A 12,804-nucleotide genomic window follows, 5' to 3' on the forward strand; every position below is an offset into this window, starting at 1 on the left:
AAGGAGCTTTTGCATTTACAAAGCTTTACGTAGTTTGGTCCGGCATGCTTAATGAGAAATGATCCCACGCCAGGCGTGTCGCCATTCTCCCTCGAGGAGTTCGCATTAAATAACCTTGTTGAATGAGATAGGGCTCTAATACATCTTCTATTGTCCCACGCTCTTCACCAATTGCAGCGGCTATATTATCAATACCGACTGGCCCACCTTCAAATTTTTCCAGCACTGCCAGCAATAAACGTCGATCCATATGATCAAAACCTTGTTGATCAACATTGAGCATATTCAATGCCTGATCAGCAATACTGGCATTTATCATACCATCAGCTTTGACTTGAGCATAATCTCTGACGCGACGCAGCAAACGGTTGGCTATTCGAGGTGTTCCTCTGGCACGGCGTGCAACTTCATAAGCACCCCCATCATCGATTTGAACCCCTAATATCCCCGCTGCACGTGTCACAATATATTGTAGATCAGGCACGTTATAAAATTCCAGCCGCTGCACAATGCCAAAACGATCACGCAATGGCGATGTTAACAGACCAGCGCGCGTAGTTGCGCCAACTAAAGTGAATGGAGGCAGGTCTAGCTTTATCGATCGTGCTGCAGGCCCCTCACCTATCATAATATCCAGCTGGAAATCTTCCATGGCAGGATACAAGATTTCTTCAACCACTGGACTGAGTCGGTGAATTTCATCCACAAACAACACATCATGCGGTTCTAAGTTTGTCAGTAATGCGGCGAGATCCCCTGCTTTTTCCAGAACGGGGCCAGAAGTTTGACGTAAATTAGCGCCTAGCTCATTAGCAATAATATGAGAGAGTGTTGTTTTACCTAAACCCGGAGGACCAAAAATCAATACGTGATCCAATGCCTCGCCACGCGCCTTAGCAGCCGGAATAAAGATTTCCATTTGCTCGCGAACAACAGGTTGCCCGACGTAATCACTCAGGTATTGCGGACGGATTTTCTCTTCCGTCATTAACTCATCAAGCCCGGCAACCGGTGAAATGACCCGATTATCATCATCCATCATGACAAGGAATCCTTAAGCGCATTACGGATCATCACCTCAACCGATAAGCCTTGATTCGCTTGGCGACTGACCATGCGGCTGGCTTCTGCGGGTTTATAACCCAGAGCCAGTAATGCCGTGACCGCCTCTTCTTCCAAATCTTTTGGAGAACCTGTGGAGCTAGTATCTATCGTTGCTTGCTCACCTGCTTGCCCTTCTAAATCAGGCAATGCTTTTGGTAAGCGATCACGCATTTCAATAATCAAACGTTCGGCCGTCTTCTTCCCCACACCCGGCAACCGAGTTAATCCTGTCACATCACCATCACGTACTCTCTCGGCAAACTCATTCACTGTCATACCGGATACAATCGCCAAAGCCATTTTCGGACCGACACCATTCACCTTTAATAAGGTGCGAAATAGTTCACGTTCATTGGTGGAGCTAAACGCATACAGCACCTGCGCATCTTCACGCACAATAAAATGCGTGTGCAGCGTCACTTCCTGATTCAACTCCGGCAGGTCATAAAATGTAGTCATTGAGGCTTGCAGTTCATAGCCGACACCATTGACATCCAACATTAAATCCGGCGCCTGACGATAAATCAGTTTCCCTCGGAGCATTCCTATCATGCGGTTTTCTCTTTAGTGATTGTCTGCGGCATTGTTATCATTTTCTTGTAGCTTGTGCAATTTTAGATTTGTAAGCCCCATAATGAGCATGACTCAAGGCAACAGCTAAGGCATCTGAGGTATCAATCTGCAAGCGGCCTGACAGATTGAGTAAAATCTTCACCATGTGCTGAACTTGCTCCTTATCAGCACTCCCCTTTCCCACGACCGACTGCTTCACTTCTTTGGGACTGTACTCATGCACCTCTAAGCCACTCATTACACCCGCACAAATCGCTGCGCCACGCGCCTGCCCTAATTTAAGTGCGGAGGATGGGTTATTGGAGACGAAGACATTTTCAATCGACATAGCTTGCGGTTGATAGGTTTGGATAATGCCGGTTATGCCCTGATAGATCATGCCTAAGCGCTCTGGAAATGATTGTTTCCCCATGCGTATGCAAGTGCTGTATACGTGTTTATTGTGACGTCCGTCGCTGTCAACAACACCGATGCCGGTGATGCGTGAGCCGGGATCTATACCGATAATTCGTGTGATTGCCATTTTTTTAGAATAATTATTTTAGGTTTATTGAGATCGTATTTAGGCCTAGAGGCTGACGCAAGTGCTCAGAGGCGTCAGGAATTCTGATCACACCATTTTCAATATCTGCTTCAAACTCTATTGCGTGCATAAGCACTCCGTCGTTTTTTATGATAATAGCATATCGCTTATTAACGTCGGCTGCTGTCTCTAATTTTAGAATTTATAGGGTTAGTCGCAATGCAATGGCTGCATCCAAGTCAGTATGGCTATAGCTTAAAAATACTTGTTCAGTCTGTGTCATAGAAAGTGCAGTCATACTTAGTACTGTAGGTTTGTGGCTGATATTAACACATACACTCAAACACATAACCGACTATCCGGACACACTTTCACCCCTTATCGAATCGTCGTAGCATGGCTGTAATAAATACAATAATAAAAATAAGAGTCCATCCATAATGACCACAAGTACTGAATCTACATTACCTGCGATCGTCCAGACGTTTGTCAATAACGGCAAACTGGACGGTGATACAGCAGCGCGTGCGGTCAGGGATGCTTCTGATAGAAAAAAACCCATTGTTACGCACCTACTGGATCGGCAGATTGTTGATTCCATTGAGCTTGCGACCGCATGTAGTAATCAGTACGGCTTAAGCTTTGTCGACCTGGATGCCATCACTATTGCGCCCGAGATGCAAGACCTTATTCCCGATGACATGATGAAACGGCTTATGGCTGTTCCACTGTTTACTATCGGTGGTGCGTTAATTGTTGCGATTGCCGACCCTCATTACAGCTTTGAGCTAGGTGACATCAAAGTAACTACCAAGCTTGTGCCTGAGCCGGTCATTGTTGAGCATAACAAACTACGTAAATTAATCTTTGGCTCTGACAGTGGCGAGGATATGGCAGCAGGTCTGTCAATTACTTCGCAAGCACACAGCCAGGATCTGGTTGTGGGTACATCTACCCTACAGAAGAAAGATGAAGAGGATGATGACGAAGGTACGGATGTTACTAAATTCGTGAACGAGCTTTTGTCACACGCCATTAAAAAAGGCGTGTCTGATATCCATATCGAACCTTATGAAAAGATTCTGCGGGTACGCTATCGTATCGATGGTATTTTGCAGGTAGTCAGTATGCCTCCAAAAGGCATTGCCCGAAAAATGACTTCGCGCATCAAGGTAATGGCGGAACTTAACTCCTCTGAGAGACGCATCCCTCAGGATGGACGAATACACTTTCAGGTGGGAGAAGACAAATTCATCGACTTCCGTGTAAACACCTTACCCACGCTTTACGGTGAAAAAATCGTAATGCGTATTCTTGATTCAGATACTGCATCGTTGGGTATTGATAACCTGGGTTTTGATGACAAACAAAAAGCCGACTTGATGGCAGCTATCGCCAAACCTGATGGCATGATGCTGGTTACCGGACCAACCGGTAGTGGTAAAACGGTAACGCTTTATGCTTGCCTTAACCTATTGAATACCTCAGAGAAAAACATCTCTACAGCGGAAGATCCAGCTGAAATTCAGGTACCTGGCATTAATCAGGTTAACGTAAATGACAAAGTTGGGCTGACTTTCTCTAGTGCGCTAAGAGCGTTTCTTCGACAAGATCCTGACATCATTATGGTGGGGGAGATTCGTGACCTTGAAACGGCTGAGATATCTGTGAAAGCGGCACAGACTGGTCACTTAGTATTATCAACACTACACACAAACAGCGCACCTGAAACACTGACACGTCTATTGAATATGGGTATCCCCCCTTTCAATATCGCCTCTACGGTTCACCTTATTGTTGCTCAGCGATTAGCCAGAAGACTTTGTAAGTCTTGCAAGCAACCTGCAGATATTCCCGCTGATGTGCTCACACAAATCGGCTTTTCACCTGATGAACTGGATGACCTTACCATCTATGAAGCTAACGGTTGTGGTGAGTGTTCCGGCGGCTATAAAGGACGTGTCGGTATCTATCAGGTGATGCCTATCTCAGCCAATATGGAAAAGCTGGTTATGGAGAATGGTAATGCGTTAGAGCTGGCAGAATTAGCTCAATCAGAAAATATTAACGACCTACGACAATCCGCACTAGATAAAGTGCGCCAAGGGATAACCACTCTGGCAGAAGTCGAGCGGGTAACTAAGGATTAAAACTTATGGCCACAGTAGCAAAAAAAGCACTTCCTAAAGAACAACCTACGTTTATCTGGGAAGGTAAAAATAAAGCCGGCGTAAAAATACGCGGTGAAGAGCAGGCAGCCAATGCCAATATGTTGCGTGCCACATTACGACGTCGCGGTATCCAACCACGCGTCATAAAGCCCAAACGCAAGCCACTCTTAGGCGCTAGCGTAGGTCCCGCAGATATCGCTTACTTTGCACGACAACTTACCGCAATGATGCGTTCAGGTGTACCATTGGTTCAGTCACTTCAGTTGATTGGTAGTGGTCATGAAAAAGCGGGCATGCAAACGCTAATCAAAAAGATCACTCAGGATATTGAGAGTGGTGCAGATCTTGGTACTGCCCTCTCGAATCACCCTAAGCACTTTGACGACCTATTTGTAAGTCTTGTAAAGGCGGGTGAGCACTCCGGGTCACTGGAGGATATGCTAGAAAAAATCGCGACCTACAAAGAAAAAACCGAGTCGATGAAGGCTAAGGTTAAAAAAGCGATGATGTACCCGGTTATGGTACTGATAATGGCGATGGTAGTATCCGCTATTATGTTGATTTGGGTAATCCCGCAGTTTAAGAGCATCTTTGAGAGCTTCGGAGCGGATCTACCTGCATTTACTTTATGGGTTATTGGTCTCTCCGAATGGCTGCAAGCCTCTTGGTGGCAACCAATTCTCGCGATCATCGTGATTGGTATAGCATTCACCCAAGCGAAACAGCGCTCAGAGAAATTTAATGTGTTTGTGGATACACTGGCACTTAAAATCCCAGTCATGGGTGTTATTATCGAAAAATCAGCGGTTGCACGTTTTGCACGCACTTTATCAACCATGTTCGCCGCCGGTGTTCCTATGGTGGAAGCGATGGACTCTGTTGCGGGTAGTACCGGTAATCGACTCTATCAAAATGCGACATTGCAGATTAAAGACGATATCTCGAAAGGTGTGCAGCTCAACACCTCAATGTTAACCACGCAACGCTTCCCAAGCATGGTAGTACAAATGACAAAGATCGGTGAGGAGTCAGGACGATTGGAGGAAATGCTGAATAAAGTAGCAGATTACTTTGAAGAGCAAGTCGATGACTTAGTGGATACTTTGTCTAAGCAGATTGAGCCGTTGGTTATGGCTGTGCTTGGTGTCATTGTTGGTGGATTAGTTATCGCAATGTACCTGCCAATATTCAAGCTCGGCGCAGTGGTCGGCTAAAAAGCTGTAAATCATAAAATAAAACAATGTCGCAGCATAATCGCTTGCTGCGACCTCTCACATAGAATAATGGCGTGGATATGCCATACAGGGGCTCTTTTATCATGCAACTACTTGCACTCCTTGAACACAGTCCGATATTTTTGATCACTGTGGTTGGGATTTTTTCCTTACTGATTGGCAGTTTCTTGAACGCTGCAATTCATCGCATACCAATTATGTTGCAGCGCGAATGGGATGCGGAGTGCTCAGCACACATCCATGAGAAAGATCCTGACTACATTCCCGAGACTCTGGAGCGCTTCAATCTCTTCGTCCCACGATCATGCTGTCCCACTTGTGGCCATCAAATCTCAGCAATGGAAAATATTCCTGTACTGAGTTACTTCATGCTGGGTGGTAAGTGCAAAGGCTGCAAGACTAAAATTTCTAAGCAATACCCGATTATTGAAATTCTGACCTCGGTGTTGTCGATGCTTATCGCATGGAAATTCGGTTATGGCTGGCCCATGTTGGCAATGTTGGTGTTCGCGTGGACCTTGATTACACTGGGAATGATCGACGCTAACACGATGTTATTGCCGGATAGCTTAACCTTGCCGCTCATGTGGCTAGGATTACTGGTCAATCTCAATGGATTCTATGCCGATATCAACAGTGCCGTTATTGGTGCAATTGTGGGCTACATGTCTCTTTGGAGTGTATTCCAGCTATTCAAACTGGTAACGGGCAAGGATGGCATGGGTTATGGCGACTTCAAAATTCTTGCGGCAATTGGGGCATGGGGTGGATGGCAGATTCTGCCTTTTACCATTTTTGCATCAGCACTACTAGGCGCTGTTGTCGGTATTGCCATGATGAAGATTCAACGCCGCAAAGACAGTCACCCTATTCCTTATGGTCCTTGGCTGGCACTGGCAGGATTAATCGGGCTACTCTGGCGGGATGATATTGTGACTGGCATGACGGCATATTTCCAACTCGGCTAAGTTATCCACAAAACCGATCATAAAAAATGCCGGTGTCGACTCCGACTACCGGCATTTTTATTAGCGACGCAAAACCATCGTATTAGGGACAGTCATTATGCGTTCGCTGATATTTATGCTTGAGCTGGGATATCCGGCAATTCAGTTGTGACATCCGCATTTTGTGCGCGATGTCGTAGCAAATGATCCATTAGCGTCACCGCCATCATCGCTTCACAAATTGGGGTCGCGCGAATCCCTACACAAGGGTCATGACGGCCTTTAGTAATTACTTCTTTTGGCTCACCATCCAACCCAACCGTCTGACCCGGTAAGCGCATACTCGAGGTTGGTTTAAAGGCGGTGTGAACAATAATATCTTGGCCTGATGAGATTCCACCAAGAATACCACCCGCATGATTACTCAGGAATCCATCCATCGTAATTTCATCACGGTGCTCTGTACCTTTTTGTGTGACGCAGTCAAAACCAGCACCGATTTCCACGCCTTTCGCTGCATTGATACTCATCATCGCCAAAGCAAGATCAGCATCCAAACGGTCAAACACCGGCTCACCTAAACCAACAGGCACTCCAGTGGCGATAACCGAAATCTTTGCACCGATGGAATTTCCTTCTTTGCGAAGAGCATCCATATAAGCTTCCATTTCTTCGACTTTGTCTGCATCAGGACAGAAGAACGGATTATTCTCAATTTCATCCCAATCAAACTTGTCAGCTTTCACCGGCCCTAGCTGTGATAAATAACCACGAACCTTGATACCACAACGCTCTGCCAGATATTTCTTAGCAATACTACCAGCAGCAACACGAACCGCAGTCTCACGCGCAGACGAACGCCCACCTCCTCGATAATCACGGAAGCCATATTTTTTGTAATACGTGTAATCTGCGTGACCGGGACGGAAACGATCCATAATATTGGAGTAGTCTTTTGAACGCTGATCAACGTTGTTGATGACCAGCGCGATTGGTGCCCCAGTCGTTTTACCTTCAAATACACCTGACAAAATCTGTACTTCATCAGGCTCACGACGTTGCGTGGTATGGCGACTGGTACCCGGACGACGACGGTCAAGATCACCTTGAATATCCGCTTCGGTCAAAGCCATTCCCGGAGGGCAACCATCGACAATACAACCGATTGCCAGACCATGACTCTCACCAAATGAAGTCACTGTAAATAATTTTCCGAACGTATTTCCTGACATACCAAACTCTAATAATTAATCTGTTAATAGCTGGACTTTACCGTCCACCACACCAAGTACCGCTTTTTGTGAACGGACATCAGCGATTACATCATTGACCAACTCACCCCGCCAATCATCAGACAGCGTACTACGCCCTTCCTGCAGCATTGCCACAACCTGGCTTTTGCTGGTGATCGCAGAAACAGTAACGCCTTGTTTTTCTGCTTCAAGTCTAATAACCAACATCAATAACTCAGCCAGTGCATCGATTTGTGGCGTAGGTTTTTGACGGCGTTTCATTTCTGGCCATTCATTTTCCGGACAATTTCTGCCCGCTTCCATACAAGCAAACCACGTTTCAGCATGACGTTTTGCCTGATCAGCATTGAGCCCCCGAATCGCTTGCACACCATCCAGATCAGAAGGTTGTAGCCGCGCTAAATCTACCAGAATTTCATCACCGACTATCCAGCGACGCGGACGGTTGCGCTTAGCGGCCTCCTCTTCTCGCCAGGCGGCCAACTCTCTGAGAATAGACAATTGCTGGCGATTCAGGTGCTGTAAACCCTTGACTTTTTTCCAGCGGGTACGCGCATTTAACTGATAAGTCTCAGGATTGGTGAGTCGATTAAAATCACGACTTGGCCAGCTTGAGCGGCCACCCTCTGATAATTTTTCCAGAATCAATGGATACATCTGCTGAAGATAACGCACATCGTCAATGGCATATTCCAGCTGAGCCTTACTCAATGGACGCTTTGACCAATCCGTGCGGGATTCAGCCTTTGCCAAAGTGACACCCAACAGATTTTCAACCAGTCCTGCATAACCAATCTGCTCACCGATCCCTAAGATCGAGGCCGCTGGCTGTGTATCAAATATGGGTGATGGAACCTTACCGCTACCATAATAAAGAATTTCAAGATCCTGCTGCGCAGCATGGAACACCTTAATGACATCCGGATCATTAAAAACAGCATACAACTCTGACAAATCATCCAAAGCAATCGGATCGATGCACGCCATGTGCTCATCAGCGGCAATTTGGATCAGACATAACTGAGGGTAGTAAGTTTTTTCACGGATAAACTCCGTATCAATCGCAATCCACTTACTCGAACGGATAGATGCGACGAAATCAGTCAGCGCTTGTTGACTGTCAATGAACTGATACACTAAAACCTCACTTGAGCCTGAATCGGCAGAATTGCCAACAGGAGCGGATATTAGCACAAGCAGCACTGATTTAGGGGTATTTCGCTGCTTCTGATTGATATTCAGGAATAAAAAAAGCCGGACCAAATGAGTCCGGCTCAAGGTATTACGCTAGGGGGGCACCTAAGCGTAAGAACGAGCTCACAGAGCTCTGGGGGGCTAACAACAAAACAAATTAAATTCGCTTAAAGCCTTGATGAATTAAGGCCAAGTTATGAAATAACAACTGGATAGAATAAGAACGACTGCCATTGAAACTTTCACTTGGGGGAAGTGGTAAATGACTAATGACACGCTTTCTAGTTAATTGTTATTCATTCCCAACGATCTGGGTTGATCGCTGAAGTGATCTTACTATCACACAGAATTTATTTTATTTATAACCGAAAACGATAGAATGAATGTAAAAACGATTAATGGCAGTATCAATAAGCTATAACACATACCTTAAGCCACCTCCTTGCTTAATCAGCTATCCTTCTGACAACCAAGCAGAAAAATCATCAGGCAATAATTTAACATCTGGCGATTGCTGCCATGAATGCTTCTGAATCAAATTGTTAAGATCATCCAGTCGGGTACTACTCTGAGGGTGCGTTGAAAAAAATTCAGGTTGCGACACTGAAGAGTCAGCACTGACGGACTCCAGAATTTTATACAAGTCCAGCGCACCACCCACATGCCCGTAGATACGCTGTACTGCATTCAGGCCACGAACATCTGCAGCAGTTTCCATATCACGGCTAAAATTCATCTGGGTGTACAAACCTGTGCTTCCCAAAATACCACTATCTGCATTCCCCAATAACACCATCATTCCCATAGAAATTGCAGCGTTTTGACCCACCGATACAATCGGGTCCCGATGTGCTACGTGGGCAATTTCGTGAGCGATCAACATAGCCAGCGTGTTTTCACTAGGGAGTTTTTGTAACAACCCTTTGTATAAAAAAATATTTCCACCAATGGTTGCAAAGGCGTTGTCAACGGGCTCAGACACATAATGGATGGTGACCGGCATCGAATCACTCAACTCCATTGCAGCAGCAACACGATCAGCAAGTTGTTGAAGGTAGAATAGCAATTCAGTTTGTGGGGCGGCGACCTCCTGATAGGTCTCGGCAAGTCTTAATTCCTGCGAGTATGGTAACTTTTTTGCTAAATAACCCCCGCCTAATCCCAACAGCCACGCACTCAACAATAGTACCGCCAGCATGCCTGCGATTAGCACGGTGAAGGTCTTCAGTGGGTGAGTCTTACTAACGTTGATCCCTTCCGGAATTTTAGGCGTTTCGTATTTCATCTCTAAGTACTTTTTGGAATCAGTGCGGTACCGTAAGCCAGCACCTCAACAGACCCGATATTACTACCACTACCCTTATAGATTGATGCCGTCTCGTATTTCACATTGAGCACTAAGCTAGCCTGTTGCGATGCAGCCTGCGATTTCATTCTGAGCATCGCTTCCCGACGTGCCCGGTCAAGCAAGCTCTCATAAGACGTTACCCGGCCACCAAAGAAATTATGCAGTGTCGCCAGAAAACGTTTGAAGTAATCCACAGAGATCGTGACATTGCCCATCACTAACGTTTGCTGATAAGACACTCCGTCTTCTGGTAAATATTTACTGGCAACGACAGGCAGTGACCTGAGAGCCTCTTCACGCTTTAAGATCGACCGATAATGCTTTCTCTCGAGATAAGTACCGATAATGTAACCAACGACAAGTAGCGCGAGTACCCAGATGATTTGATAAATCATGCCTGTTACTCCAGTACGACAGCAGTGCCGTAGACATAAATCTCAGCCGCACCCTGAGCAACGCTAGAGGTCGAAAAGCGCACATTAAGAATGGCATTTGCACCAATGGATTCTGCCTGAGCTTTCAAACGATCCATTGCTTCTTCGCGTGACTCAGACAATAGCTCGGTATAGCCAACCAACTCGCCACCCAGAATATTTTTCAGACTCGCCATAATATCCCGACCAACGTGCTTAGCCCGCACGGAACTGCCTTGCACTAAGCCAAGGTGTTTGACGACTTTTCGGTCAGGAATGATTTCAAGGTTTGAGATCAGCATGTAACACTACTCCTAATATTTCCCGTTATCTGGGCGCTATTCTATAGCTTTTTTCGAGAACCTTGCGTGAACTTACCAAGTCCTCATAGAGAGTCTGCGCCAACTGCGAGACTAATTTTTTTAAGCGAACAACTTGTGGGTCTTTTTTATTGGCCCCTAACAATACCGCCAAATATTCTGCCTGAACCGCGTGCAATAATTGATCACGAAAGTAGACACCTTTATTCTCAAGTTGCAACCAACCATCAATCACTTTACGAAATACGGGTTCCAGATCAGGATTCTCTAGTGCATAATTTCTGGCTTGCCTCCGCTTCTGTGTAGCATTGGTAACCTCACCTTCTAACTGCGTCAGGCTTTCAGCCAAACCAGACTCTGTATTTTCCAGATATTCAATAAGCAGCTTTACCGTCTTAGCATCAAAACCAGACTTCAGACTCGTTCTGTTTGAGGTTGCCAGTGTGTTCTTATTCTGACGAAGCTGACTCAGGTTCTTATTCTGCAATATTACATTGTCGATCATGGAGTTTGTCACTTTCAACTGGCTATCATGATATTCATTTAAACGATCACTGATAACCTTCTCCCAATCAACGGCTTCTTGTGTAAATGCACTTTCGATGTATGACTTATCAGACACTGAATGCACGCCCATAGCCACCCGTACCGCCCTGTCTGCTCTGGCTTTGAGCTTTGTCAGGCCCTGACGCTCATATTTCCACGTATTGTAGGCGAACTGTAAGCGTGATGACTGCTGAGGATGATCCCTGCTCAGCTCATAGATACGCTCCTGAAGTGTTGTCAGTTGTTTTAATTGATAGTCCAGTAGCGTTTGCGATTCAGCTAATGGTGGATAGATTTTCTCAACAAACAGCTGTTGGTCTGTTTTTCGCACCTCTCCATTGGCGCTTCGGTAATTATCTAACTGGCCACTGAGGAAAAAGAACAGTATCGTCAGACCACCCAGCATGACTAATGTCAGTACTAACAGCCGTTCCGTCGGCGCGCCTGATGTGCGACGAATACGCCTGACAATCCGGAAGATACCAAATACGGCTAAGACAGTAGTGACTATTAAAAGACCGTATAAAAAATCGGCTAACATATCGAGACCTGACGGGGGAATTCTGAAGGGTCTGACGCTATCAAAGTCGCTTGGTTCAGCCGGAGGTGCTTAGCTTTTGATATAACGATGAGACTTCTCGACTCGTTGAACGCAGCAGACTATCTAAACTGAGCACCACAAATTCAACAAGGTTTACGCTAATGTATGGGTGTTCGATGCAAAGACGCTTGTACATCGGACGTGTCACACCGAGAAGCTGCGCTCCGGATGATGAAGCCCTGAGACGGATGGTACGTGGTTCACGATCAAAAAACGACATGTGTCCGGTTAACCGACCTGGTCCGAGACGTCCTATTTCAATTTCTTCCCCCAGCTCCTCCCTGTAAAGCACCACCTCACCTCCAACGATCAAATAAAATTCATCGCTAATTGATCCCAGCTCGCTCAGCACCTCGTTACCACCGACTTCTTTTTCACGGGTAAAGGCCACGAATTTTTCTATTTCATCACGAGTGAGCGCAGCGCAGAAGTCAGGACTTGTCTCTATCACTGTATTCGCTAGTTTTTGCAGGTAAGGATCCATTCGGACATCCACTTAGTTCTATTTATGATTAGTATTATACGCAATCACCAAAAAAGCTATAATACACGGTTAATTCCGGAGTTCCGGACTTT

Annotated in this window: 13 protein-coding genes; 3 read left to right on the plus strand and 10 right to left on the minus strand. The window is 45.8% G+C overall.

What is annotated here, in order from left to right; genetic code table 11:
• Positions 1 to 25 precede the first annotated feature (25 nt).
• The 3 genes from ruvB to ruvC are packed head-to-tail and all read right to left on the minus strand — an operon-like array spanning position 26 to position 2,200.
• Positions 26 to 1,039, minus strand: a complete 1,014-nt coding sequence (gene ruvB, locus DKW60_RS02885; RefSeq protein WP_109836323.1) for a Holliday junction branch migration DNA helicase RuvB — start codon at positions 1,037 to 1,039, stop codon at positions 26 to 28.
• Entirely contained in the window at positions 1,039 to 1,656 is a 618-nt protein-coding gene (gene ruvA, locus DKW60_RS02890; RefSeq protein WP_109836157.1) for a Holliday junction branch migration protein RuvA, read from the minus strand. The genes ruvB and ruvA overlap by 1 nt, the downstream gene beginning before the upstream one ends.
• A gap of 37 nt (positions 1,657 to 1,693) precedes the next feature.
• Entirely contained in the window at positions 1,694 to 2,200 is a 507-nt protein-coding gene (ruvC, locus tag DKW60_RS02895; protein WP_109836158.1) for a crossover junction endodeoxyribonuclease RuvC, read from the minus strand.
• A 440-nt stretch (positions 2,201 to 2,640) separates the two neighbouring features.
• On the opposite strand from ruvC, the gene pilB reads away from it, so the two are divergent.
• The 3 genes from pilB to DKW60_RS02910 all read left to right on the plus strand — a co-directional run bounded on the left by pilB (position 2,641) and on the right by DKW60_RS02910 (position 6,574).
• Positions 2,641 to 4,350, plus strand: coding sequence for a type IV-A pilus assembly ATPase PilB (pilB, locus tag DKW60_RS02900; protein ID WP_109836159.1), 1,710 nt, complete (start codon positions 2,641 to 2,643; stop codon positions 4,348 to 4,350).
• 5 nt (positions 4,351 to 4,355) lie between these two features.
• Positions 4,356 to 5,585 carry a type II secretion system F family protein gene (locus tag DKW60_RS02905; protein WP_109836160.1) on the plus strand — a complete coding sequence of 410 codons (1,230 nt, stop codon included), beginning with the start codon at positions 4,356 to 4,358 and terminating at the stop codon, positions 5,583 to 5,585.
• Between the two features lie 104 nt (positions 5,586 to 5,689).
• Positions 5,690 to 6,574 (plus strand): prepilin peptidase, encoded by an 885-nt coding sequence (locus tag DKW60_RS02910; RefSeq protein WP_109836161.1) that lies wholly within the window; start codon positions 5,690 to 5,692, stop codon positions 6,572 to 6,574.
• 113 nt (positions 6,575 to 6,687) lie between these two features.
• On the opposite strand, the gene aroC is transcribed toward DKW60_RS02910, so the two are convergent.
• The 7 genes from aroC to DKW60_RS02945 form a co-directional block, all read right to left on the minus strand.
• Entirely contained in the window at positions 6,688 to 7,785 is a 1,098-nt protein-coding gene (gene aroC / locus DKW60_RS02915; protein ID WP_109836162.1) for a chorismate synthase, read from the minus strand.
• A gap of 15 nt (positions 7,786 to 7,800) precedes the next feature.
• Entirely contained in the window at positions 7,801 to 8,943 is a 1,143-nt protein-coding gene (gene rnd / locus DKW60_RS02920) for a ribonuclease D (protein ID WP_109836324.1), read from the minus strand.
• A 511-nt stretch (positions 8,944 to 9,454) separates the two neighbouring features.
• Positions 9,455 to 10,285: a M48 family metallopeptidase gene (locus DKW60_RS02925; RefSeq protein WP_109836163.1), complete on the minus strand. Its 831-nt coding sequence runs from the start codon at positions 10,283 to 10,285 to the stop codon at positions 9,455 to 9,457.
• 2 nt (positions 10,286 to 10,287) lie between these two features.
• The gene (locus DKW60_RS02930) at positions 10,288 to 10,743 is read right to left on the minus strand and encodes a YbjQ family protein (RefSeq protein WP_109836164.1); all 456 of its coding nucleotides are present in this window, start codon (positions 10,741 to 10,743) and stop codon (positions 10,288 to 10,290) included.
• A gap of 5 nt (positions 10,744 to 10,748) precedes the next feature.
• Positions 10,749 to 11,063 (minus strand): YbjQ family protein, encoded by a 315-nt coding sequence (locus tag DKW60_RS02935; protein ID WP_109836165.1) that lies wholly within the window; start codon positions 11,061 to 11,063, stop codon positions 10,749 to 10,751.
• Between the two features lie 25 nt (positions 11,064 to 11,088).
• Entirely contained in the window at positions 11,089 to 12,168 is a 1,080-nt protein-coding gene (locus DKW60_RS02940; RefSeq protein ID WP_109836166.1) for a hypothetical protein, read from the minus strand.
• Positions 12,169 to 12,223: 55 nt separating this feature from the next.
• Positions 12,224 to 12,724: a Crp/Fnr family transcriptional regulator gene (locus DKW60_RS02945; protein WP_245929555.1), complete on the minus strand. Its 501-nt coding sequence runs from the start codon at positions 12,722 to 12,724 to the stop codon at positions 12,224 to 12,226.
• Positions 12,725 to 12,804 lie beyond the last annotated feature (80 nt).

It is taken from the genome of Leucothrix pacifica (assembly GCF_003172875.1).
GTDB classification, from domain to species: Bacteria; Pseudomonadota; Gammaproteobacteria; order Thiotrichales; family Thiotrichaceae; genus Leucothrix; species Leucothrix pacifica.

Bases quoted from the DNA above. Each gene is read 5' to 3' on its own strand.
- ruvB (WP_109836323.1), bottom strand. From the start codon at position 1,039: ATGGATGATGATAATCGGGTCATTTCACCGGTTGCCGGGCTTGATGAG.
- ruvA (WP_109836157.1), bottom strand. From the start codon at position 1,656: ATGATAGGAATGCTCCGAGGGAAACTGATTTATCGTCAGGCGCCGGAT.
- ruvC (WP_109836158.1), bottom strand. From the start codon at position 2,200: ATGGCAATCACACGAATTATCGGTATAGATCCCGGCTCACGCATCACC.
- pilB (WP_109836159.1), top strand. From the start codon at position 2,641: ATGACCACAAGTACTGAATCTACATTACCTGCGATCGTCCAGACGTTT.
- DKW60_RS02905 (WP_109836160.1), top strand. From the start codon at position 4,356: ATGGCCACAGTAGCAAAAAAAGCACTTCCTAAAGAACAACCTACGTTT.
- DKW60_RS02910 (WP_109836161.1), top strand. From the start codon at position 5,690: ATGCAACTACTTGCACTCCTTGAACACAGTCCGATATTTTTGATCACT.
- aroC (WP_109836162.1), bottom strand. From the start codon at position 7,785: ATGTCAGGAAATACGTTCGGAAAATTATTTACAGTGACTTCATTTGGT.
- DKW60_RS02925 (WP_109836163.1), bottom strand. From the start codon at position 10,285: ATGAAATACGAAACGCCTAAAATTCCGGAAGGGATCAACGTTAGTAAG.
- DKW60_RS02930 (WP_109836164.1), bottom strand. From the start codon at position 10,743: ATGATTTATCAAATCATCTGGGTACTCGCGCTACTTGTCGTTGGTTAC.
- DKW60_RS02935 (WP_109836165.1), bottom strand. From the start codon at position 11,063: ATGCTGATCTCAAACCTTGAAATCATTCCTGACCGAAAAGTCGTCAAA.
- DKW60_RS02940 (WP_109836166.1), bottom strand. From the start codon at position 12,168: ATGTTAGCCGATTTTTTATACGGTCTTTTAATAGTCACTACTGTCTTA.